Annotated in this window: 18 protein-coding genes; 13 read left to right on the top strand and 5 right to left on the bottom strand. The window is 57.3% G+C overall.

Annotation, left to right across the window (positions count from 1 at the left end; genetic code table 11):
* Position 1 precedes the first annotated feature (1 nt).
* Positions 2 to 1,024 carry an isocitrate/isopropylmalate dehydrogenase family protein gene (locus AAID99_RS03960; RefSeq protein ID WP_188427347.1) on the top strand — a complete coding sequence of 341 codons (1,023 nt, stop codon included), beginning with the start codon at positions 2 to 4 and terminating at the stop codon, positions 1,022 to 1,024.
* Positions 1,025 to 1,513: 489 nt separating this feature from the next.
* Here the strand turns inward: AAID99_RS03960 and AAID99_RS03955 are convergent, their stop codons facing one another.
* Positions 1,514 to 2,134 carry a ClbS/DfsB family four-helix bundle protein gene (locus AAID99_RS03955; protein WP_498493203.1) on the bottom strand — a complete coding sequence of 207 codons (621 nt, stop codon included), beginning with the start codon at positions 2,132 to 2,134 and terminating at the stop codon, positions 1,514 to 1,516.
* Positions 2,135 to 2,458: 324 nt separating this feature from the next.
* On the opposite strand from AAID99_RS03955, the gene mdh reads away from it, so the two are divergent.
* From mdh to AAID99_RS03920, 7 genes are all read left to right on the top strand, one after another.
* Complete coding sequence (gene mdh, locus AAID99_RS03950; RefSeq protein ID WP_188427346.1) at positions 2,459 to 3,631, top strand: iron-dependent methanol dehydrogenase; 1,173 nt, start codon at positions 2,459 to 2,461, stop codon at positions 3,629 to 3,631.
* Between the two features lie 494 nt (positions 3,632 to 4,125).
* The gene (locus AAID99_RS03945) at positions 4,126 to 5,454 is read left to right on the top strand and encodes an aldehyde dehydrogenase family protein (RefSeq protein WP_498493202.1); all 1,329 of its coding nucleotides are present in this window, start codon (positions 4,126 to 4,128) and stop codon (positions 5,452 to 5,454) included.
* Positions 5,455 to 5,619: 165 nt separating this feature from the next.
* Positions 5,620 to 7,218, top strand: coding sequence for a phytoene desaturase family protein (locus AAID99_RS03940; protein WP_188427344.1), 1,599 nt, complete (start codon positions 5,620 to 5,622; stop codon positions 7,216 to 7,218).
* A gap of 22 nt (positions 7,219 to 7,240) precedes the next feature.
* The gene (locus tag AAID99_RS03935; protein WP_498493201.1) at positions 7,241 to 8,797 is read left to right on the top strand and encodes a phytoene desaturase family protein; all 1,557 of its coding nucleotides are present in this window, start codon (positions 7,241 to 7,243) and stop codon (positions 8,795 to 8,797) included.
* Complete coding sequence (locus AAID99_RS03930; RefSeq protein ID WP_498493200.1) at positions 8,781 to 9,560, top strand: lysophospholipid acyltransferase family protein; 780 nt, start codon at positions 8,781 to 8,783, stop codon at positions 9,558 to 9,560. Before AAID99_RS03935 ends, AAID99_RS03930 begins: the two co-directional genes overlap by 17 nt.
* The gene (locus tag AAID99_RS03925; RefSeq protein ID WP_188427341.1) at positions 9,547 to 10,656 is read left to right on the top strand and encodes a glycosyltransferase family 2 protein; all 1,110 of its coding nucleotides are present in this window, start codon (positions 9,547 to 9,549) and stop codon (positions 10,654 to 10,656) included. The genes AAID99_RS03930 and AAID99_RS03925 overlap by 14 nt, the downstream gene beginning before the upstream one ends.
* Complete coding sequence (locus AAID99_RS03920) at positions 10,646 to 11,089, top strand: DUF2141 domain-containing protein (RefSeq protein WP_188427340.1); 444 nt, start codon at positions 10,646 to 10,648, stop codon at positions 11,087 to 11,089. Before AAID99_RS03925 ends, AAID99_RS03920 begins: the two co-directional genes overlap by 11 nt.
* Positions 11,090 to 11,177: 88 nt before the next feature.
* Here AAID99_RS03920 and AAID99_RS03915 read toward each other — a convergent pair whose 3' ends face one another.
* Positions 11,178 to 14,105 (bottom strand): TonB-dependent receptor domain-containing protein, encoded by a 2,928-nt coding sequence (locus AAID99_RS03915; RefSeq protein WP_188427339.1) that lies wholly within the window; start codon positions 14,103 to 14,105, stop codon positions 11,178 to 11,180.
* Positions 14,106 to 14,536: 431 nt separating this feature from the next.
* Here AAID99_RS03915 and AAID99_RS03910 point away from each other — a divergent pair, with 431 nt between their 5' ends.
* The gene (locus AAID99_RS03910; RefSeq protein ID WP_498493199.1) at positions 14,537 to 14,830 is read left to right on the top strand and encodes a superinfection immunity protein; all 294 of its coding nucleotides are present in this window, start codon (positions 14,537 to 14,539) and stop codon (positions 14,828 to 14,830) included.
* Between the two features lie 37 nt (positions 14,831 to 14,867).
* Here the strand turns inward: AAID99_RS03910 and AAID99_RS03905 are convergent, their stop codons facing one another.
* Complete coding sequence (locus AAID99_RS03905; protein ID WP_498493198.1) at positions 14,868 to 17,249, bottom strand: heavy metal translocating P-type ATPase; 2,382 nt, start codon at positions 17,247 to 17,249, stop codon at positions 14,868 to 14,870.
* A gap of 86 nt (positions 17,250 to 17,335) precedes the next feature.
* Positions 17,336 to 17,551, bottom strand: coding sequence for a heavy-metal-associated domain-containing protein (locus AAID99_RS03900; protein WP_188427336.1), 216 nt, complete (start codon positions 17,549 to 17,551; stop codon positions 17,336 to 17,338).
* Positions 17,552 to 17,660: 109 nt separating this feature from the next.
* On the opposite strand from AAID99_RS03900, the gene AAID99_RS03895 reads away from it, so the two are divergent.
* From AAID99_RS03895 to AAID99_RS03885, 3 genes are all read left to right on the top strand, one after another.
* On the top strand, positions 17,661 to 18,032 hold the full coding sequence (locus AAID99_RS03895) for a hypothetical protein (protein WP_188427335.1): 372 nt from the start codon (positions 17,661 to 17,663) through the stop codon (positions 18,030 to 18,032).
* A gap of 75 nt (positions 18,033 to 18,107) precedes the next feature.
* Positions 18,108 to 19,925, top strand: coding sequence for a copper resistance system multicopper oxidase (locus AAID99_RS03890; RefSeq protein WP_498493197.1), 1,818 nt, complete (start codon positions 18,108 to 18,110; stop codon positions 19,923 to 19,925).
* Entirely contained in the window at positions 19,922 to 20,689 is a 768-nt protein-coding gene (locus tag AAID99_RS03885; protein WP_188427332.1) for a copper resistance protein B, read from the top strand. The genes AAID99_RS03890 and AAID99_RS03885 overlap by 4 nt, the downstream gene beginning before the upstream one ends.
* A gap of 21 nt (positions 20,690 to 20,710) precedes the next feature.
* Here the strand turns inward: AAID99_RS03885 and AAID99_RS03880 are convergent, their stop codons facing one another.
* Complete coding sequence (locus AAID99_RS03880) at positions 20,711 to 20,956, bottom strand: hypothetical protein (RefSeq protein WP_188427331.1); 246 nt, start codon at positions 20,954 to 20,956, stop codon at positions 20,711 to 20,713.
* 275 nt (positions 20,957 to 21,231) lie between these two features.
* Between AAID99_RS03880 and AAID99_RS03875 the strand changes: the two genes are divergently transcribed.
* Entirely contained in the window at positions 21,232 to 22,809 is a 1,578-nt protein-coding gene (locus AAID99_RS03875; RefSeq protein WP_229719898.1) for a carbohydrate porin, read from the top strand.
* The last annotated feature ends 177 nt before the right edge of the window (positions 22,810 to 22,986 follow it).

The raw sequence follows: 22,986 nt of genomic DNA, 5'->3' as shown, positions 1-22,986 counted from the left end.
AATGGCTGATCACATGATCCCCGCGACCCTTATCGAAGGCGACGGCATCGGTCCCGAGATCACCGCTTCGGTTGTTGAGATTCTGGCGAAAATCGGGGCGCCTTTCGAGTGGGACCATCAGTCGGGTGGGCTTGGTGCGATCGAGAAATTCGGCGCCCCTCTGCCGCAGCCAACGCTCGACAGCATCCGCAAGACCGGCCTTGCGCTCAAGGGGCCGCTGACGACACCGGTTGGCGCCGGGTTCAAGTCGGTAAACGTGACGATGCGTCAGGAATTCGGCCTTTACGCCAATCTACGCCCGACACGCACAGTTGTTCCGGGCGGTCGTTTCGACAAGGTTGATCTGGTTGTCGTTCGTGAGAACATCGAAGGGCTTTATGCCGCCATGGAGCATTATCTGCCCGATGGTGACGACCCCAAGGGTCTGGCCTACGGCGCCGGCTTCAACTCGCGCCGCGAATGCGCCCGTATCGTGCGCTTTGCCTTCGACTATGCCGTCGCCAATGGCCGCAAGAAGGTCACGCTGGTTCACAAGGCCAATATTCTCAAGATCTTCAGCGGTATCTTCCTTGAGGAAGGACGCAAGGTTGCGAAGGAATATGAAGGCAAGGTGGCCGTAGAAGAGCGCATCGTCGACGCCTGCGCCATGCAGCTCGTGACCGATCCGTGGCAGTATGACGTGATCGTCACCACCAATCTGTTCGGCGATATCCTTTCCGATCTGACGGCAGGTCTGGTCGGTGGTCTGGGCATGGCACCTGGTGCCAATATTGGTCCCAACGCTGCTATTTTCGAGGCTGTGCACGGCTCTGCCCCGGATATTGCTGGCAAGGGCGTCGCAAACCCGCTTGCCATGCTGATGGCAGCCAGCATGATGCTTGCGCATGTGGGGCGTCAGGATCTGTCGACACGCGTCGATAACGCCATTGACCGCGTCATCCGCGTCGAGGGCGTGCGCACGCGCGACCTCGGCGGTGAGACCGGCACGGCTGAACTCACCAAAGCCCTGCTCGCCGCGCTCTGAAAGCACGGGGGAGAGAGTTCGCTCTCTCCCTTGGCAAGGGTTGCCGCTCCTGCACCGTGTGCGGCGGACCCGCACGCTCGTCTCACCGATACACGCCTGTCCTTAAAGTTGAAGGCGAGTAAACTCGATCGATCTCATCTCGGAAGCCGATACTTACGGGCGGGCGCAATGCTCTTCGCCGAGTTGCCATATCAGAGGTCATCGCGCCTGCCTGATTGATATCGTATCGGTCTGGGTCGTCCCATAAGTCGCAGCTTCACTCTCCACGGTGTTAAAGCTTCCGTTTCAACGCTGCTTCATGGTGGCAACGCACCAGCGTCTGGCCTGAACCTGTGTTTCCAAACGCACAGCCATTCCCCCGCCGACCAATTCATAAGCTCACCATGCTTGCGCTCTCGAAAGCAATGCCGGAATGCCTGAATGATACCGGGAAATAGGGGCGTGATTTCCGTGCAGGAGGCGCGGGAGGTCATCCTTCCCTCTGCGCTGTCACGCCACATCGCTCTCATTGCGGCTCACGCCCATCACACATGATGAAGCGTTCTGATTATCCTTGAGCCATTTGCGGATACGGCCTCGTGCGTTTGCATAGGGCGAAGCCGTATTGAACTGGATCATGCGTCCCTTGGACCATTTATCATACCAAGGACGGCTATAGAGCTCTGCGTCGGTTCTCGCGCTGATAGTCGCAACAAGGTGCTGCTTCGCTATGGAGAGGCGCTCCAGCAACTCCGGGTAGCTGAGATCAGCATAATCAACGTAGAATTTCTGCGCCAGAAGCCCAAGCTGGTTCCATTTGAAACCCGCTTCCGGAAAATCGACGCCAAGGCCCCTGTCATCCCGATCAAGCCATTTGAGAACCAGCTGATTCCATCCAAGCAGATAAGAGACCAGATCTGCAGGGCTCATGACCGTCCCTGCAGCATGCCCAGCGAGCGTCCTGTCGCGGGCAGAACGCTGTGGAACTCTCGACAGATCTATCATTAGCTTGTCGAAATTCATGCAGAGTGCAGACAGAAGCTCTGCCTTGGATGCTGGAACGGAAATGACGCGTCTCCCTTGCCGAGCCTCTTCTTTCCTCAACGAGCCCTCGAGGGCCTTACTGTCCATACACACTCAAGACCCCTAGCGGCTGGTAAAACCAGAGGGAGCCGATGCTGAATGGGAGCAGGTGACGCCTTCCAGACGCCACCATACTGGAAGATGCGAATTTATTCAGAACCCACCAAGTACTAATTAAGACATAATTATATATCAAAGAATAATATAATACATAACTCTTATATTAAAATATTCACCAACGATTTAATCGAGATTTATTGATGAGGGCTTTGTTGATCATGGAGGCAGTTTTGCGCGTTCACTACGCAAGCGGGTGATCTTCGTGCATGGCGCGGGCTGCCCGAAAGCGTTGTCTGACAGGAGGATTTTATCATGGCACATATCGCCCTTGCCGATCACACCGACAGTTTCTTCATTCCCTGCATCACGCTCATAGGCCCCGGCTGCGCGAAACAGGCGGGCGACCGCGCCAAGGCGCTCGGAGCAAAAAAGGCTCTGATCGTGACGGATGCCGGGATGCAAAAACTGGGCGTTGCCGACACTATCTCCGGCTATCTGCTGGAAGACGGTCTTGGAACGGTCATTTACGCGGGAGCCGAGCCCAACCCCACCGACGTCAACGTGCATGAAGGTGTGCGGCTATTTCAGGAGAAAAACTGCGATTTCATCGTGTCACTTGGCGGTGGCTCTGCCCATGACTGCGCGAAGGGCATCGGACTGGTCACCGCAGGTGGTGGCAATATTCGCGATTACGAGGGGCTTGATCGTTCCAAAGTCCCGATGACTCCCTTAATCGCCATCAACACGACGGCCGGCACGGCATCGGAAATGACACGTTTCTGCATCATCACGAACTCGGAAACGCATGTAAAAATGGCAATCGTCGATTGGCGTTGCACCCCGATGATTGCCATAGACGACCCCAATCTGATGGTCGCCATGCCCCCCGCCCTGACTGCCGCGACAGGCATGGACGCTCTTACCCATGCGATCGAAGCCTATGTTTCGACAGCCGCCACCCCAATCACCGATGCCTGCGCCGAGAAGGCGATCACGTTGATTGCAGATAATCTGGCGAAGGCTGTAGGCAATGGTGAAAACATGGAGGCACGGGTCGCCATGTGCTACGCACAATATCTCGCGGGCATGGCTTTCAATAATGCTTCTTTGGGCTATGTGCACGCCATGGCGCATCAGCTGGGAGGATTTTATAATCTTCCCCATGGCGTGTGTAATGCCGTGCTTTTGCCGCATGTCTGCCGGTTCAACCTCATTGCAGCAGCAGACCGCTACGCGCGCATTGCGGGCCTCCTGGGCATACCGACGGATCTGATGAGCCGCGATGAAGCAGCCGAGGCGGCCATTGACGCTATTGCCATTTTGTCGAAATCCGTTGGCATCCCTTCAGGCCTCGCCAAGCTGGGCGTGAAGGCGGAAGATCACAAGATCATGGCAACGCACGCGCAAAAAGACGTCTGCATGTTGACCAACCCTCGCAAAGCCACGCTGGATGAAATCGTAGGCGTATTCGAAGCCGCCATGTAAGCAAGCCGCCTCATCCCGTTGCGTCACCGTGACGGGATGGGGCCCATTCCAGAAAATCAGTCGATTTTGGCGAGAAAACGAGGACGCTTCCTCGTAAACTGATGCTACCGCCTCGGCTCGAACATGGTCGTTCCAAGAGAAGTGATCATTATCCTGCTGAGATATAACGCCATTGCCTATGACATATTGTACATATATAGTAAGAAATCACTTTTATTTCGAAAATTTTAACAAATACCATACGCACTTAACGAATAGATGGCATATGGGTTAGGAGAGACCTAGCGAACTCAGAGTTTAGCAAGGATATCTCCCCTATATTGTTTCCCCCAAGCTCTCATGTCAGCGGCTATCCGGAGAGGCTTCCTGCGTCAGTACCTCTTTTGGCGCATCCGACTGGAACCAATGCTGAGTTCTGAGGTTTTGCACGGCAAAGCGAGGGAAAACAAATGCGCGTGCAGTCTGACAGCCACGAAACTTCAGGCTCGCCGCGAATGCAAGCGCCTGAGGAGACCACCACTCCCCAAGCCCTCGTGTCAGATCTGGCTATGTTACGTCTCCATCAGGCTGCATGGGCGCGCGTATCAGTTTCCCGACGGCTTCAGATTCTGAGACGTTTTCGCAGACGGCTCCTTGTCAACATACCGGGCATGCTGGCGCTGATACCGGATCATGCTCCGATCGATGTCATGATGGCAGAAATCCTGCCTATGATATCGGCCATACGGTTTCTCGAAAAAGAGGCGGCGTCTCTCCTCAAGGACGCGCCGCTCTCGGTGCTCGGACGTCCGATCTGGCTTTGGGGGGTGAAGAGCCATATAAGCCGCCGACCGCTTGGCGTGGTTCTCATCATAGCGCCCGGCAATTACCCGCTCATGCTGGCCGGTATCCAGACCCTGCAGGCTCTGGCCGCAGGCAACACTGTTGCCCTCAAGCCTGCTCCGGGCAGAACCGCTTTGCTGAAGCATTTCGTGTCCCTTCTCACTCAGTCAGGCCTGCCTCAGGGCGTAATCCATATTCTGCCTGAAGACGCAGGGCCGAAGGCCGTACAGGAAGCATTCGATCTCATTGTCCTGACCGGCTCGGAAGAGACGGGAAGGAAGGTGGCTCTCGCAGCGGCGCAGAATCTTACGCCGACCATCATGGAGCTATCGGGGGCTGACCCGGTTTTTGTCCTCCCGTCAGCCAATCTGTCTCTCGTCGCTCGCGCCCTCCATTTCGGCCTCACTCTCAAGCATGGATCGACCTGCATCGCACCGCGACGCGTTTTTGTGCATGGGAACCATCGTGAAGCACTGGGAGCTCAATTGGCGCTACTTTTGAAAAACTCCGGCGCAAACCATCAAACGCATTATCCTGCTCTTGATAAGCTTACCCTTACCATCGAGCAGGCAGGCGGGTCAGTCAGGAAACTGGGCGCTGCCACGATCCTGTTGCTCGATGCGGACCAAGCTGCGCTTGCGGATGTTGATCTGTTTGCGCCATGGCTTGCCCTGATTGGCGTTTCTGACATGGCCGAGGCTATCCAGATCGAATCCCGCTCACGTCACGCGTTGGGTGCCAGCATTTTCGGTGACGAGAAGACAGCCAGGGCGTTGGCGGAACAGATTCCGGCCGGGTCTGTCACGATCAATGATCTGATTGTCCCCACAGCTGACCCACGCCTTCCGTTCGGTGGGGCGAGAGCGAGTGGTTATGGCGTGACACGAGGCCGGGAAGGATTGCTCTCAATGACACGGGCGGTCTCGGTCTCAACGCGCCGCTCCGGGGCTTTCCACCTGCTCCATCACGCCAGAATCTTGCATGGAAAATTTTCACGTTGATGTCGGCAACTTACAGGATCACGATCCGTTGACAGAGCCTGATTTGATTTCACGCATCTACAATCACGACCTTGGACGGCAGCCTGGACCTCAAGAGCGCTGATTGTTGTTTTCAACCCGGAATATTCCGGACAGGCCTGCCTCGCAGGAAGGATCTATCGCCTTATGGCCCCTTCGTTCCTTCCCGAATCATCTTCCCATTCAGGTGTCACATCAAAAGAGATTGCGGTTATCGGCGGCGGTCCGGGAGGGCTTGCTTCGGCTATGCTGCTGGCGCATTCCGGGGCCAGAGTTACGCTTTACGAGAAAAGCTCCAAGATCGGTGGCCGGTCCTCATGTCTCGAGCTTGACGGCTTTCGCTTCGACACCGGGCCCACTTTTTTTCTTTATCCCGAAATCATCCGCGAAATCTTCGCGAGGTGCGGTTTTGCCTTTGACAGCATGGTCGAGCTCACGCGCCTGAACCATCTCTATGATCTCGTCTTCGAAAATGGGCCGCGTCTAGCTCTGACGACCGATCCGTCGCGCCTAGAATCCGAAATTGCCAAGATATCCGAGGCTGATTCGAAGAATGTCCGGCGCTTTCTGAACGACAACAAGGGTAAATTCGCGCGTTTCATTGCACCACTTCAGCGGCCATTCAATTCATGGCGTGATTTGCTCAAGCCTGACATGCTGAAGGCACTCCCGGTGCTCTCCCCTCTGTCGTCTATCGACAAGGATCTTTCGCGTTACTTCAAGGATCCCCGCACGCGCCTTGCCTTCTCATTCCAGAGCAAATATTTGGGCATGTCTCCGTATAGGTGCCCCTCCCTCTTCACGATCCTGAGTTATATGGAACATGAATTCGGGATTTATCACCCGACTGGCGGTACCGGCGCGGTTATGGCGGCAATGCAGAGCGCAGCTGAGAGCCTTGGCGTCACGATAAAACTGGGCGAGGCCGTCGAGACGATCGAAACCAGAGATGGCAAGGCTGTGGGCATCAAGACGGCAGAGGGCATGCAGCCTATTGATGCCGTGGTCGTCAACGGCGATTTCGCCCGTACCATTCAGAGTTTGCTCCCCGACGCCTCGCGGCGCAAATGGAGCAATGCCAAGCTGGCCAGCAAGAAATACTCCTGCTCGACCTTCATGATGTATCTTGGCTTGCGCGGCACCATGCCGGAAAAAGCCCATCATACGATCTTCCTCTCCAGCGATTATGAGAACAATTTCGCCGAGATCGAAGAAGGCAAACAGATCTCCTCACGGGCCTCACTCTACGTTCAGAATGCCTGCGTCACAGACCCTGCCTTGGCGCCCGAAGGCTGCACAGCCCTCTACGTACTCATGCCCGTCGGCAATCTTCGTGAAGGCGGTCTCGACTGGACAGAGGAAGCCGTTGCAAAAGCGCGAGCGATCGTCTTCAAGCGGCTAGAGGACGCTGGCTTCGGCGACATTGAAAGTCGGATCATGGTCGAGAAAGTCGTCACACCCAAGGATTGGCAGGAAGAGCATGACGTCCATCGCGGCGCGGTGTTCAATCTAGCCCATTCCCTTGGCCAGATGTTGCATCTCAGGCCGCATAACCGTTTTGAAGACGTCAAGGGTGTCTACCTCGCGGGTGGCGGCACCCATCCCGGTAGCGGTTTGCCTGTTATTTTCGAAGGCGCACGCATCAGCGCTGACCTTCTGATCAAGGATCTTGCCAGGACACCGGCCAGACTTCCGGAAATTCCGGGGCCCGGCATTGCTCTTGTGCCTGAATGCTCACGCGGTTGAGCCATAAGCGGAGAATACGACCATGACGAGTTCTTCCGCACCGATCATCATTATCGGCTCAGGGCTTGGCGGGCTTGCCGCGGCCTGCACGCTCAGCGCGAGGGGACACAAGGTCATTGTCTGCGAGGCCAATGACTGGACGGGCGGTAAGGCCGCTGAATGGCGCCAGGACGGGTTTCGCTTCGATATGGGGCCGACCATTCTCACCCTTCCTTCGGTGCTGAAACGCATTTTTGGCGAGAGCGGATTACGCATCGACGAGCGCCTCGATCTGCGTCGTCTCGATCCGCAATGGCGGTGTTTCTTCGACGATGGGACACCGCTCGATCTGGTCGAGGATGTCACGCGTATGGCTGCTGAGCTCGAAAAGCGCCATGAAGGTGACGGCAAAGGCTATGAAGATCTGCTAGCCGTGAGCGAAAAACTGCATGATATTTCCCGCCGCTTCGTTTTCTGGAAGTCTGTTGGCGGTCTGAGAGACACGCTCAAGATCGGCGAAGCCCTGTCTCCTGGCACAATGCGTGACGTGCTTGCTTTACGGATGCATGCCACGATGGGCGCCGAGATACGCAAGCGCATTGCGAACCCTCAGGCCGTACAGGTCTTCGACCATTTCACGCAATATGTCGGTTCAAACCCCCTTCAGGCACCTGCGGTGCTGACAGGCATCGCCCATATGCAGGTCGACGAGGGAATCTGGTATCCGATGGGCGGCACTCGTGCTGTCCCGCAGGAGCTGAGACGTCTTGCGGAAGAAAACGGGGTCGAATTCCGAACCAATTGCCGTGTGGCGCGCATCGTGCATGACGAACACAGGGTTTCCGGTGTGGTGACGGAAGACGGCGAAACGCTGGACGCATCCGCAGTCATCTCCAACATGGACAGCGTACGCACCATGCGCGAACTGATCGACCGCAAGGTGGCACCACAGGCTTATCGCCGCTTCATGAGGCAGTGGAAGCATCGCGAGCCCGCCTGCTCTGGCGTCGTGCTCTATCTCGGGCTCAACCGCGGATACGACCATCTTGCCCATCACAACTTCGTCTTCTCCCGCGATGCGGAAGAGGAATTCGATGCAATCTACAAACACGGTCGCCCTGCCCCGGACCCGACCTGTTATCTGGCGGCTACAGCCCGGACCGACCCCGATACCGCGCCGCCGGGTGGCGAAGCGCTCTATGTATTGGTGCATACTCCCTATCTTCGCCCCGGCCAGAACTGGACCCAGATGTTCCCGGGCTATCGTAAGGTCATTCTCGACAAGCTCAAGAAAGCGGGGGGGATGCCGGATCTAGAATCCCGCATCGTAACCGAGCACCACCTCACGCCCATGGACATTCACTTGCGATACTCGCCGCAGGCGGGCGCGATCTACGGCCTTGCCAGTCATGGGCGTCTGGAAGGCGGGTTCAAGCCCGCCAACCGCTCGCGTAATCTCGCCGGTCTGTATCTGGCCGGTGGAAGCGCCCATCCCGGGCCAGGCATGCCCATGGCGCTGATGTCGGGATGGATCGCTGCAGATTGTCTTGACCAGGATCGCCAGGCAAGCAGGGACCCCGCACTTGCCCTCGCCGTCTGATCCGGCAAGGGTAAGCGGTCGGTCGCCATTTCTGGCATACTGGGTGGGCCGTGCGCTGCTTTACCGGGTCAAGGGAAGCTTTAGCAGGGTCCGCTGGAGCGGTGACTTCCCTCCGCTTCGGCCGGGACAGGGCATTATTCTCTATGCCAATCATCCGTCATGGTGGGACCCCGCCCTTTTCTCCGTGATTCAGCAGCATTTCATGCCGAACCGCCCCGGCTTTGGTCCCATCGATGCCCAAGCCGTGAAAAACTATCCACTGCTTCGTAAAGCCGGGTTTCTGCCGCTTGATGGATCCTCTTTGCGCTCGGTGCGCCAGTTACTGGATGCCTCAAGCCTCATTCTGAAAACGGGCGGGGCATTCTGGGTAACGGCTCAGGGAGCGTTTACCGACGCCCGCGCAAGGCCGATCAGGCTACAGCCCGGCCTCGCCCATATCATAAGGCGCAACCCGGAAGCCCTGGTTGTGCCTGTTGCGCTCGACTATGCCTTCGGCACGGAAAACAGGCCGGATATCGCCATACGTTTCGGCACGCCTGTACAGTACCAGGCGCAAACCATTCAGGCTCTGACTGCAGATCTCACGCTGCACCTCGAACAAACCTGTGATGCACTCGCGGAGCAGGTTATCGGGAAGCAGGACGAGGCCTTCAAACCACTCATGGACGGTCGAACAGGCATGGGTGGGCCTTACAGCCTGATACAGCGTCTTGTTGCATTGCTGCACAAACGCCGTCACGAGCCAAACCATGCCCGACGCTGAAAACAAAACACGTCTGCGGGCCGAAGCGGCCTTGGCCGCTTTTGCTGTACTCCCTTTCATTCTGGGATTGCTCAATCTGCGAGCCCTGTCCCGCGCGCCTCATCCCACTTCCTCGACCGACGAGGGTGTTTCCGTCCTGATCCCGGCTCGCAATGAAGCCGGTCAGATCAGAGAGGCGCTGGAAGCGGTACTCGCCAATGGGTCCCTAGTGCGTGAGATCATCGTGCTCGACGACAATTCGTCTGACGATACGATCGCAAGGGCCAGGGAGGTCGGAGACCCGAGGATAAGGATCGTCTCCGGCAAACCCTTGCCCCCCGGCTGGTGTGGTAAAAGTCACGCCTGCGCGCAGCTTGCCCGTCATGCGCGCCAGGACTGGCTTTTGTTTCTCGATGCTGATGTGCGCCTCGCTCCTGAAGCTGTCCGTCGCTTGATGACGGTGGTCAATGAACAGAGGTCAATCTCTCTCGTCAGTGGCGTGCCCCATCAGGAGACGCATTCCTTTTTTGAATGGCTGCTCCTGCCCTTCATCAATGTCCTGCTCTTCGGCTATCTGCCTCTGCCGCTCGACAAGGGGCGAACGGCAAGCCTCGCTGCCGCATGTGGCCAGCTCGTTCTGGTTAAGGCACAGGCCTATCGCGAAGCCGGCGGGCACGAGGCGATCCGTTCGCGCCTGCATGATGGCCTCGCTCTGGCGCGCTCGCTGCGCCAGCACGGCTTTTGCACCAGACTGGTTGACGCAACCGATCTCGCTCATTGCCGGATGTATCGCAGTGCAAGCCAGGTCTATGCCGGGCTGATGAAGAATGCTGTCGAGGGCCTCGCCGGCCCGGTCTCTCTGCCGATATGGACCGCGCTTCTGGCGGGTGGGCACATCCTGCCTTTTTTGCTCCGCGCTAGTCCCTTGATATGGGTAGCGCGCATAGCAAGTATTGCCTTGAGAGTGCTGGTGGCCTTGCGTTGCCGTCAGGGCATCCTGACCGTGTTGCTTAGTCCCTTGGGGACGCTCCTGCTGCTCTCGATCCAGTTTCATGCGCGTTTGCGCCACATGACTGGCCGCCCTGTCACCTGGAAAGGACGTCTTTATGAGACATAAGCCTGTTTTCTCTCGCCGTCTGCTGACTGGTGTCGTCCTGACCTGCGTATTAGCGCCCTTGCCCGCTTTCGCGGGGCCAGTGACGACAGTCATCGAAAATGTTCCCGATGATAGTGGTAAGATCCGTGTGGCTATCTGCACAGAGGATGAGTTTCTCAAACCGAGTTGCCGCTACCATGCCGAGACCAAAGCCGTAGCTCAGAAGGTGAGCGTGAGCTTTGCAGATATTCCACCGGGCGTTTATGCGGTGCAGGCCTTTCAGGACCGCAATGGTAACGCGAAGCTCGACCGGTCCTTTATAGGGATCCCGAAAGAACCCATCGGTTTTTCACGTAACCCCAAAGTCAGCTACGGGCCACCGGGCTTTGACGATTGCGCTGTCAAACTGACACCAGCGGGTGGGGTATTAACCCTCAGTCTTATTACACGCTGAAAATCTCGTCAGGAGATCTCGTGTTGTTGGGTATGAGGCTGACTTTCTGACCGGCCGATGTGACCGGTCAGAGGATGCCATTTGTGCTTTAGAATGTCCGATTGACCTGAAGGAACACATAGCGGCCGATCATCGCGCTGGAATAGATTGCGTTGGCGGTGTTCGTTGCTGTGTCGAAAACGAAGGGCGGGTTCTTGTCGAGGATGTTGTTTACACCGCCCTCAAAGTTCCACTTGTTCCAACGGTAGTTCACCGTCACGTCATGGGTGAAGATTCCCGGCGTACGCCACTGGCCACCCGTTTTCGGCGTCAGGTCTTCCGACATGTCGTTCCACACCATGCCACCGGTATAGTGAAGCATGTAGGTGAAGGTGAACGCATTATGCTGCCAGGACGCGGTCGTGTAGTTGGTGACGCGCGGGATACCGTTCGGCATGCCAACTGCTGACGACCCCTGGAAGAACAGGCGCCCGGCATAGTTATACCACGATCCGCCCGGTTCGTTCTGCTGAAGATAGGAAACAATCTGCTGCAGATTGTTCGACAGGGTCAGCGTGTTCGCATGATTGATGCGGAAACGATAGTCTAGGTCGAAATCGATACCAGACGTCTTGAGACCACCCAGATTGTCGTAGAGCGTGTTGACGTAGTTGATCTGCTGGTTGGACGACCGCACGATATCGGCGCAATATTGCGGCGCTGAACCACTATAGCAGGAATCAAGGACATACTGGGCGGAGACGGCACTGATCGCGTTCTTGATCGTGTAATGCCAGTATTCAACCGATGCTGACAGATTGGGGATCCAGCGCGGCGTAATGACCGTACCGACGGTATAGGTACGTCCCGTCTCAGGGCGCAGATTCTTGTTGCCGCCGCTGATGGAAGGCACCTGCCCCGAGTTAGCCACCTCGAACGTGGCCGGGTTGATTCCCTGCTTCATGCAGTTGGCGACGACAGTCGGGCTGGTCGCTCCCGAGCAGGGATCGTTTGCCGCTGCATAGCCCAGAGACTGGCCCTGGTAGAGCTCATAGACGTTGGGCTGGCGATAGGAGGTACCGAGCGTCGCACGGAAGCGGATATCGCGGATCGGCGCCCAGTTGATGCCGACCTTCCAGTTCTGGGTGTTGCCAAAGGTGTTGTAATGCGACCAGCGGCCCTGGGCGTCGACGGTCAGATCCTTGGCAAGAAATGCATCGCGCAACAGCGGCAGCTTGGCCTCGCCATAAATCTCGGTCGCGTTGAAACCACCACCTGTATAGGACTGGGTGTTGCCGGTCGTGTCACCATTGACGGCAAGCGGATCGGGTGAATAGCTCAACTGCTCGCTACGGTGTTCAAGACCGAACGCCAGACCCAGATCGCCACCATGCTGGTAAGGCATTTTGACGACCTTGTCGTTGTTCACGCGCAGATTGAAATCGCGGATCATATACTGTGAATGATCGTGCTGGTTGAATTTGGCGTAAGACGCGCCCTGCTGCGACATAGGGGCAAACGGGCTCTGAAGCGTGCAACCGGCGGCAGCCTGGCAGACCGACGGATCATAGACCACAGCACTGCTTGCGTCGGTCGGGTCCGTCTGTCGAATGCCATATTCCTGGAGAATATGGCGATAATTGCCCATGTTATTGGTGTCGTAGCGTGCCTGGCTCACCCCGTAGCCCATCGAGGCATCGTAATACCAGTTATGGGTGATCAGACCGTTCATGCCACCGGTGATCTGCAGATTGTCGGTCGCATATTCCTGTCGGCGGTCGCCGAGATCAGTATAGCGCTTCTGCACGATTGTATCGACGCCAAACGGATTGTAGGGCGCTGCGGCAGGAAGGGTGAGCGGATTGGAAAGCTGCGACGGATAGATAGAGCCAGCGACCGGCGACGGAGCCAGCGACGCAGCAGCCGTCTTATGCGCATAGCGCACATTGGCATAGAGATTGAAATGGTCGCTGAATTTGTAATGCGCATCGCCGGAAAGAACCGAGTTCTGCACGTAGTTCGTCAGGCTCTGGTTATTGCCGTAATTGTACCGGTTTGCCGCCGTGTATTTCGAGAAGGTCGACCCATCGTTATTCGAGATCAGACCGGCACCCGGGCCACTCAAAACGCGCGTATTCGCTGCGTAACCAGAACCATAGATGGGGGCCACGCCGGGGTCATTGGATGCCTGGACAAGGCGCGACCAGTCGCGATCACGCTGCATCACGGGACCCTGACTCAGATACTGACCCGCCAGAGTGATGTTGCCCTTGTCGTGGTCGAAGTTCCAGCCCTTATAGGCCGAGATCAGACCCGTACGTGAATCGCCCTGATCGGTAATGCCACCGCGGATCGTAATGCCGCCGGTCGTCAGATCATGACGCAGCTTGATATTAACCACGCCCGAAACCGCGTCAGCGCCGTAAAGCTCCGAGCCGCCATCCTTGAGAATTTCGACACTCGCGATCTGCTCGATCGGGATCGTGTTGAGATCGACGCAAGCCGCGCCCGGATCCTGGGCCACGCGCTTGCCGTCAATCAGGACAAGAACGCGCTTCGAGCTCAGGTTACGGATATCCGTGCAGGACACACCGCCGAAGCCATTGGTCTGGGTGTTGGAGGCGCCGGAATTTCCGATGGACGGCAGACGCTGCAGATAGTCACCGAGGGTGGTTGCAGCGGTCTGCTGGATCTGCTTGGCCGTGACGATCTGCACCGGGTTGGCGTTCTGGTTGTTCGAGCTGCGGAGCATCGAGCCTGTAACGACGATATTCTCGTTACCGCCGTCGGTCATGGCGGTGGAGAGCACGCGTGCGCGGCTAGCCGGCTTGGCGGCAGGCGCAGCCGTCGGAATGGCTGCACGGCTGCCGTCAGTCGCTACCACACTCTGCTTGACCGCAGGTTTCACGCTGCTGGCGGCGCGATGGGTGGCGTGTTTATGCGCCGGAGTTGCAGCAATTGCTGCAGTAACGCCGCACCACGACGACGTGAGAACGGTGGCACCGAGAACCCTTGCGAGGATCGAATGGCACTTCATACAGAGAGTCACCCAAGAAGAGAGGAGAAACAATATTTCGGTACGGTTTCGTTGCAGAAACACCATATGACATGCAACGGTCAGGGTTACGAAATCGAAAAGAAACGCAATAATGCAACAATCATGTTGTAAGCGCGCAACATTAGTTAACAGTGCCTGCTGCCCGCTCACACAGAGCACGATCTGCAGCGCGGTCCACCTGACAAAGCTGTCTCTTCCCTGTCCGCGGTAAGAGCGACGCAGGCTGGTGTCTTAGGCGTTGAACGGCCGGATAATAGTCAAATAGTGGCGGCACACTCTCAGAAATTACGCCCCCGGATGAACGCCGAAATCACCCTGCGATAATTACCGGCTTTACTCAGCTTGTATGTTTTATTATCGTAACATTAACGCCGACGGAGACTCAAATTGCCTACAGAATGCGGTGACCTATGAAGATCTATGCTTGGGCCGGTGCTTTTGGAATTGTATTCTTCCTGCTGCCAAGCCTTGTCGCCGCAGTGCTACGACGGTCCTACCTGCGCCAGCTATTTGTCTGCAATCTTGTGACAGGGCTCACCTTTGCAGGGTGGCTTGGAACGCTGTCATGGGCGCTGACCAACAAACCCTATCCATTCGATGCGCGCAAAAACCCGAAGACAAGGCTTGCAAGCCTCATGTTTCTATGCGCCTTCCTGATCGAAGTCGGCGCTATCGTCGTGGGGTTCTACGTCCATCGGCACTGAGAAAGGGCGGCACGCCCAATTGCCGGCTGGAGGTCTTTTATATACCGCGCGACGATCTGGTCAGCATACGTTGCGACCGCCACCGATTGAGCAGCAGCGAATTCGTCACAACCGAGACGGAGCTAAGCGCCATGGCACCACCAGCAATCGCGGGGCTCAGAAAGCCACAGGCAGCAAGCGGAATGGCCGCCAGATTATAACCGAAAGCAAAACCGAGATTCTGCTTTATCTTTCTTACAGTCGCACGCGAAAGCGAAAGCGCATCCTGTATGGCGCGCAGATCGGCACTCATCAGCACCAGATCGGCGGTCTCGAGCGCTGCGGCTGAACCCGATCCGATAGCGATGCTGATATCGGCCGCTGCCAGTGCCGGAGCATCATTGATGCCGTCTCCGGTCATACCAATAACCTGCCCCGGGCCACGTAATGCTTCGATGGCTGCAACCTTGCCCTCTGGCCTGAGCGAGGCCAAGATCTGATCGATACCGACCTCTTTGGCAATCGTCTCAGCCATAACCTGACTGTCTCCCGTCAGCATTACGGAGCGGATATTGCTTTCGTGAAGCCAGTCCATGATTGCTCCCGCTTCAGGGCGTATCCGGTCTGTCAGGGTGATCACGCCAAGGCAGGAGCCGTTTCGTGCCACAAAGGCCTGCGTTGCCGCACTTTCCGGCACAATCTCACTCGCACCCACGACTTCCTCTGACACGAGATAACCGTTCGTGCCGATGAGATAGCGATCTTCTCCGAGCCAGGCCTCAATCCCTTTTCCCGGAACAGCGCGGAAGCGTTCGAAACTCATGGGACGGTCCAGCCCCCTCGCCTTCGCTTCGGCAACGATCGCACGGCCAAGCGGGTGTTCGGAGTTGACCTCAAGCGCCGCTGCAAGCGTAAGGAGAGCCTCAGCCGTCATATCTGCAGACGGAAGAATGTCATGAACGCAAGGCTCGCCAAGCGTGATGGTGCCCGTCTTGTCAAATGCCAGCACAGTAAGACGGCAGGCACGCTCCAAAGCCTCGGCATTGCGAAAAAGGATCCCGACCGATGCCGCCTTTCCTGTGCCGACCATGAGCGCAGTGGGTGTCGCAAGACCGAGTGAGCAAGGGCAGGCAATAACGAGAACTGAGATTGCGGAGACCAGGCTCCAGCTCATGCTGCCCGTCACAGCCCAGCCAATGAAAAAGGTCAGGAGAGCGATCACGATGATCGTCGGGACGAAAACCGCCGATACCCGATCGGCCAGTCTCTGTATCGGCGCCTTGGAACCCTGCGCTCGTGATACCAGAGCGACTATGCGTGCCAACGCCGTGTCAGCGCCAAGAGAAGTCGCCCGTGCGCGCAGGATACCGGTTGTATTCAGCGTTCCGGCATAGATCGTATCGCCGCTGCGGCGCAGAACCGGATTTGCCTCTCCTGTAAGCATGGATTCATTGATTTCCGTCTCTCCATCAATGACCTCGCCATCAACCGGAACGGCCTCGCCGGGGCGTAGAAGAAAGACATCTCCCAAACGTAGCGACGCAACCGGGCAGACAATGATTCTGTCTTCCTCGACGCGATTGGCCGTCTCAGGCTTGAGGGTCAGCAGGGCCTCAAGACCGGCTGCCGCCCTGTGCCGCGCACGTGCTTCAAGAAGACGGCCGACAGAAACGAGCAGGATTACAAAAGCGCTCGCCTCGAAATAGACAGGCAAATCGATATCAAAGACGGTGACGATCACGCTGAACCCATAGGCAATGCTTGTGCCCAGGCAAACCAGTACATTCATATTGGCAGAGCCTGTGCGTAGCGCATGCCAGGCACTGCGGTAGAAATGGCGCGCAGAATAGATCTGCACCACAGACGCACAGATGCCTTGCAGCCAGAGGGGCACAAGGTCGTGCCGCCCGACCGCCATACCAATCATCCCGATCAGAAAAGGTAGGCAGAACAGAGCCGTAATCGCCAGATCGATCACCGCACGGCGCTGCTCCGATCCGTCTTTTCGGGAAGGCGTCTGTTCCTGCACCGGGGCAGCAGAAAAACCGGCTTTCTCGATCGCGCGCATAAGCACAGCCTCGTCGGCGGCACCGTTGATCACCCGAACAAGCGCCTGTTCCGTGGCCAGATTGACCGAGGCCGTGACGCCGGGAAGGCGATTGAGAATTTTCTCGACACGCGCAGAGCAGGCAGCGCAGCTCATGCCGCCAATCGAAAGCGTTACCTCGCTATGAGCGAGCCCGAACCCTGTCTTCTCCACCAGTTTTTCGATGGCCGAGAGATCGGGCGCCCCTTCCGCACGCGTGATGACCGCACGCGAGGAAGCAAAATTGACGACAGCCTCCAGACCCGTCTGACGGTTGAGCACTTTCTCAAGCCGTGCCGCACAGGCGGCACAGCTCATACCCGTCACTTCAAGATCAAGGGTCTGGAGAGACATCAGCTGGAGCCCCGATCTGCTTCAGATAAGAAAAAAGAGTACTTTTCCGGCCGTATGTCCGGATCCAGCCCCGGAAGGATCCGGTCTCAGCCCCGCACCACGTCGAAACCGGTTTCCTCGATTACCGTCTCGATAGCGCTTCTCGGCACGGACTGGCCGCCAAGAGTCACGTCTACGGCGCCAGTCTCATGGCTGGCCTTGACTGCCTCCACACCGGGGATTTCGGCCAGGTTCTTTTCGAGCTTGCTCGAACAGCCACCGCAGGACATGCCTTCAACCTGAAAATGCAATATGTCACTCATGATGTTTTCCTCTGTTCGGTCACCAGAGCCTTTAGTTAGGCATCAAACCCATTGCAATCAACTCGCACCTCTGAGAGAGTGAGCCGAATTCACTAAGATCATGAGGCTCATGAACCAGCCGCGCCATCCTTTCTGGATCGTCGTCCTGATGATTGTCTTTCTTGTCCTGCGAGGCGTCACGCCTGTGCAGGCAAGTGAGACCGGCTGCGCGTCGATGTCTCCTGCTCATGACCTCTCTGCGGCTGCCTTCAAATCCGAATGCAGCGGCCATCATGAGGCTCCAGTGCCCGGTCATGAGCATGGCCATGCCTGCGGAAGCTGCCTTCCGAGCTCCTCCTGCATCTCCAGCTTCGATGCCCCTGTAAGTGGCACGCTTTCAACGCCGCGTCTGATCTACGCAGCGCGGTTCGAACCGGTTCTTCCCCCTGCCCTTTCAGGACGCAGGGCACCGCCTGATCTGAGGCCACCGAGAGTTTCCTGACGCCTTGACTTCGTTCTGACAGCGACGCCGCGTGCGTCCTGCCAGGCCATATTTCATTCGCTCAGGTCTTGTTTCATGATTACTCGTCCCCGCGCAGGGGCCGGTTTTTCCCGTCGACAATTCGTCACGGGGCTGACTGGCCTTGGCCTTGCTGCCTGCACAAAACTGCAACCCGATACGCCTCTTTCGGCTACGACCGATGCGTCTGCGATCCCGCCTGCCGCCGCGTCTCGCTATGCACTCACAATCGATACCTGCCCGTGGACAATCGGAAGGAAAACCGGCCGCGGCTTTACGGTGAATGGCAGCGTGCCAGCGCCAACCCTGCGCTGGCGCGAGGGCGATGACATGGTTCTCGATGTCATCAACCGGCTTGATGCACCGACCTCAATCCACTGGCACGGTATACGCCTCCCCGCCGATATGGATGGTGTCCCTGGCGTCAGTTTCGCCGGTGTGCCTGCGAAAGGATCTTTCACCTATCGCTTCCCGGTAAGGCAGTCAGGCACTTACTGGTATCACAGCCACTCCGGCATGCAGGAGGCTCAGGGGTTATTCGGCGCCCTCGTGATCGACCCAAAGGGCGCGCCGCTTCGTCATCCTGACCGCGACTATGTGATGGTGCTTTCTGACTGGAGCGACGTCGCCCCGCATGACATCATCAGCAATCTCAAGCAGCAGGACGATTACTATAATTTCCGCCAGCGCACCGTAGCCTCGCTTTTCCACGAAGCGCGCGAGAGCGGGCTGGGCAGTGCCATCAATAATCGGCTGATGTGGTCGCGTATGCGCATGTCCGCCACCGACATCTCCGATGTCAGCGGCGTGATCTATACCTATCTGATCAACGGGCAGTCGCCCGACGCCAACTGGACGGGCGTGTTTACGCCGGGCGAGCGTATCCGGTTGCGGGTCATCAATGCCTCAGCCATGACCCTGTTCGATTTCCGCATTCCCGGCCTGTCATTCGATGTCATTGCGGCCGACGGGCAGGCCGTCGAGCCTGTTAGGGTGGAGGAGTTTCGCATTGCTCCAGCCGAGACCTATGATGTGATCGTGCAGCCGACAGATGGCAGGGCCTGGACGATTTTCGCCCAGTCTGAAGATCGCACCGGCTTCGCTCGTGGCACGCTTGCCCCACAAAAGGGTATGGCAGGCCCTGTTCCGCCCATGGACCCGCGCCCGGTTCGAAGCATGGTGGATATGGGTATGGGTCGCATGAGCGGCATGAGCGGCATGAGCGGCATGAGCGGCATGAGCGGCATGAGCGGCATGAGCGGCATGAGCGGCATGAGCGGCATGAGCGGCATGACATCACCCCAAACCGCGCCGTCAACCCCTGAAACACCGTCCGTCGCGATACCAACCCTCGTCGTGGATGACCCCGGGTCACCGCCGAAAAACGTTGAGAACCAGAACGTTGCGACAAACCCGGTTGATCGTCTGGCAGAACCCGGCGACGGGCTGGAGCAGAATGGGCGAAAGGTGCTGAGCTATGCCATGCTGCGGGCCCTCAGACCTGCTCCCGATCTGCGCCCGCCCAGCCGGGAGATCATTCTGCATCTGACGGGTAATATGATGCGGTATATCTGGGGCTTCGATGCCAGAAAGTTCTCAGAGGCGGGGCCGATCCATCTCGCGCTTAACGAGCGGGTGAGGATAACGCTTATCAATGACACGATGATGGAGCATCCGATCCATCTCCACGGGTTCTGGAGCGAGCTTGAAAACGGCCAGGGCGATCTGCGCCCCAACAAGCACACCATCATTTCGCAGCCGGGCTCGAAGCTGAGCTATCTCGTCACGGCAGATACGCCAGGCATGTGGGCGCTTCACTGTCATCTTATCTACCATATGCATCTTGGCATGTTCAGAACGGTGGTGGTGTCATGAAGCACCTGATACGCCCTGCCCTCTTTGCTGCCCTGTCTCTTGCTGGTGTCTCACAGGCGCGAGCGGAATCCGCCTCGACAAGCGCCATGCAGTCCATGCCCAGCTATATAGATGGCATCATGCCCGTGATGGATCAGGGTGTCTGGGTTCATGGCCTGCTCAACCAGTTCGAGGGACGCGTGGCCGGACAGAACTCGAGTTTTCGCTGGGACGGCGAAGCCTGGGTGGGTGGTGATTACAACCGTCTCTGGCTGCGATCAGAGGGCACGCTGACAAAGGGACGCATGAGCGACGGTGATCAGGAGCTTCTCTACAGCCGCTCAGTCTCGACCTATTTCGACGTTCAGGGCGGTGTACGAGTGGATCTGGATAGCGGCCCCACCCGCACCTGGGGGGCGTTCGGCATACAGGGGCTGGCGCTCTATCAGTTTGAAGTGCAGGCCACGGCCTATGTGAGCGATCGTGGCCGTTTTGCCGGTCGGTTCGAGGGATCCTACGATATCCCGATCACCAACCGCCTGATCCTGCAACCGCAGGTCGAGCTGAACCTCTATTCGAAACAGGACAAGGCACGTGGCAACGGCGCCGGACTCTCCGAAATCGATACAGGGCTCAGGCTGCGTTATGAGATATGGCGCAAATTCGCCCCCTATGTCGCCATGACCTATGACGGCGCCCTGCAACAGGCGCGCCGGTTCGCCCGCGAGCGAAACGACAGCGCGGGCAATCTGCGCCTGACATTTGGCATCAGAAGCTGGTTCTGAAACCAGCAGGTAGAGCCTTCCTTATTCACTCGCTACGAGAAGTTCTGCCGCCTTCCGGAAAAATCTTAGCGAGTGACGCGCCATGGCGGCTGCGACCGCACGGCGACCCCGGAAGGCGCGATTGACCGAAATACGCTCTGCAGCGATAGCGATTCTCCAGGCTCGGCCAACGGCACCCCGATCATTCACGATCGGGCGTGACCGCGCCTCAATGTCATTCCATTGATGACCTTTTACCCAGCCCTCGCGCATGGTTGAAATCGGCACAAATTATAGACCTGATTTATTGGAAGACCGAATAAGAATACGCAAGATACAAATGAGAATTGTTTATATAGTTTGAATATATCGCAAGAATCCGTTAACTTTGCAGGTAAAATACTTCCCACAGAAGTGTTGCGGAAAAATCACGGTGACTTTCCCAAATCGTGGGTTTTGGTGCGGGAATGTCAATCCGCTTGTCATAGAATGAAATATTGATAGGACGAGGCCAATCGGCCACTCAGGGGGCCAACAATCTGACCTAAAGAGTGTGAACGAACATGCCTGTTTCAAGAACCGGGGGGCTACGTTCTCTCTGGGCTGCCGGAACCGTTCTGGGGAGCTTCTTCCTCAGCATTCAGGCACATGCCCAGACAAAGAGCCTGCAGACGAGCTCAAGTAACGAGACCGCTGCGATGCTCGACCCGGTCGAGAAAATCTCAACAACGACCAATTCTTCTGGCCCGAACAAAGATAGCCCGGCGAGCCTTTTCGGCAGCCCATATGACCGCTCTCAGCCTACGCTGGGCACGGTGCGTCACCCCTATATCCCCGTTCCTGGCAATGAGGCCCTGTTTCCAAAAAGCTTCTCCGACTGGCTCAAACAGCCGACCATGACGGGAGACTGGGGCGGATTGCGTACACGGTTGCAGAATATGGGCATCACGCCCCAGGGCCATTATCTGCAGGACAGTGCCGGCAACCCTGTTGGCGGCAAGACACAGGCAGTTCGTTACGCTCACGAAGTCGGTATCGGCGCTGACGTCAATTTCGCGCAGCTTACTGGCCATAACTACGGCATGTTCCACGTCCTGCTGACCGAGCGTGCTGGTCTCGGCATCGGCCAGAAAATCCCTACACTCAACAGCCCGCAGCAGATCTTCGGTTCTGGCGAGACGATCCGTTTCACACGGCTTTCGTGGGAAATGCAGTGGAGCCGGTATGCCGATACCGAGATTGGCTGGATCAATACCGAAAACGATTTCGGTCAGTCGACCATGCATTGGGGCATGAGTCTCTATTGCCAGTTTGAATCGAACGCCATCTGCGGCATGCCTCAGGCGCTCGCAAGTAATTCGGGCTATGGCTACTATCCGACAGCCCATCCAGGCGCTTTTCTCAAGCTTTATCCGTTTGGTAACGAGCGGATGCTGGTGTCGGCAGGAATCTATAACGTCGACCCCACCATCTCGAACACAGGCTACGCCTGGAAGCTAGGACTGCATAACTCGACAGGCGCCTATCTTCCCTTCCAGATCGGCTATCATTTCGGTGGCACTGACAGCAAAGGGCGCCTACCCACCAACGTGAAATTTGGCGGTTACTGGGATACGTCCGAAGTCAATAATGTCTATGCTCAGCTCGCAGGTTTCGAGTTGTCGAATGCTGCTTTGGGCAATCTGCCCATCGAGAAGGTACGAGGCCGTTACGGCGGCTGGTTCATGGCCGACCAGATGCTTCAGCGCGACAAGAGTGACTCGTCGCGCTCGACAGTGGCGTTCATGTCTTTCACTTGGGGTGACCCACGCACGGCTATTGCGCCTTACTTCATTACCTGGGGTATCGTGCGTAAAGGTACGTTCTGGAACCGACCGAACGACACAATCAGCCTTGGTGGGAAGTTCAACTTCGTCAATCCCAAGCTGGGCGCCTATGTCGGCGCGCTACAGGTCCAGCAAGGCGCCGATAATGGATTGCTGAAGCCGAGCGGTGAACATGCTGGCGAACTCAACTATGGATGGCGTCCGACACAATGGCTGACTGTGCGACCGGGCCTGCAGTATATCTGGCATCCTGGTGGGACGAACCGCTACAAGAATGCCCTTCTCCTCGATTTCGAGACTGGCGTCACCTTCTGAAGTCTGTCCCAATGCCTAAGAAAGCGCCCCTCTCCGGAGGGGCGTTTGTCGTTCCGGCCCTACCCTCCCCGTCAGATATGGTCAAGAAAAAGGGCAAGTCACGGGTGGCCTCCGAGGGGTGGGCATTTCATAAAACTATCATCTTATATCTGTATCTTCTTGTTGCTGGCGCCGATA

It is taken from the genome of Asaia sp. Ae19-3 (assembly GCF_059801175.1).
Note: the sequence above shows the minus strand (reverse complement) of the source record. Positions and strands in the feature narration are given on the sequence as shown.

Excerpts from the sequence above, each read along its gene's own strand:
- AAID99_RS03960 (WP_188427347.1), top strand. The coding sequence starts at position 2 with ATGGCTGATCACATGATCCCCGCGACCCTTATCGAAGGCGACGGCATC.
- AAID99_RS03955 (WP_498493203.1), bottom strand. The coding sequence starts at position 2,134 with ATGGACAGTAAGGCCCTCGAGGGCTCGTTGAGGAAAGAAGAGGCTCGG.
- mdh (WP_188427346.1), top strand. The coding sequence starts at position 2,459 with ATGGCACATATCGCCCTTGCCGATCACACCGACAGTTTCTTCATTCCC.
- AAID99_RS03945 (WP_498493202.1), top strand. The coding sequence starts at position 4,126 with ATGCAAGCGCCTGAGGAGACCACCACTCCCCAAGCCCTCGTGTCAGAT.
- AAID99_RS03940 (WP_188427344.1), top strand. The coding sequence starts at position 5,620 with ATGGCCCCTTCGTTCCTTCCCGAATCATCTTCCCATTCAGGTGTCACA.
- AAID99_RS03935 (WP_498493201.1), top strand. The coding sequence starts at position 7,241 with ATGACGAGTTCTTCCGCACCGATCATCATTATCGGCTCAGGGCTTGGC.
- AAID99_RS03925 (WP_188427341.1), top strand. The coding sequence starts at position 9,547 with ATGCCCGACGCTGAAAACAAAACACGTCTGCGGGCCGAAGCGGCCTTG.
- AAID99_RS03920 (WP_188427340.1), top strand. The coding sequence starts at position 10,646 with ATGAGACATAAGCCTGTTTTCTCTCGCCGTCTGCTGACTGGTGTCGTC.
- AAID99_RS03915 (WP_188427339.1), bottom strand. The coding sequence starts at position 14,105 with ATGAAGTGCCATTCGATCCTCGCAAGGGTTCTCGGTGCCACCGTTCTC.
- AAID99_RS03910 (WP_498493199.1), top strand. The coding sequence starts at position 14,537 with ATGAAGATCTATGCTTGGGCCGGTGCTTTTGGAATTGTATTCTTCCTG.
- AAID99_RS03905 (WP_498493198.1), bottom strand. The coding sequence starts at position 17,249 with ATGTCTCTCCAGACCCTTGATCTTGAAGTGACGGGTATGAGCTGTGCC.
- AAID99_RS03900 (WP_188427336.1), bottom strand. The coding sequence starts at position 17,551 with ATGAGTGACATATTGCATTTTCAGGTTGAAGGCATGTCCTGCGGTGGC.
- AAID99_RS03895 (WP_188427335.1), top strand. The coding sequence starts at position 17,661 with ATGAACCAGCCGCGCCATCCTTTCTGGATCGTCGTCCTGATGATTGTC.
- AAID99_RS03890 (WP_498493197.1), top strand. The coding sequence starts at position 18,108 with ATGATTACTCGTCCCCGCGCAGGGGCCGGTTTTTCCCGTCGACAATTC.
- AAID99_RS03885 (WP_188427332.1), top strand. The coding sequence starts at position 19,922 with ATGAAGCACCTGATACGCCCTGCCCTCTTTGCTGCCCTGTCTCTTGCT.
- AAID99_RS03875 (WP_229719898.1), top strand. The coding sequence starts at position 21,232 with ATGCCTGTTTCAAGAACCGGGGGGCTACGTTCTCTCTGGGCTGCCGGA.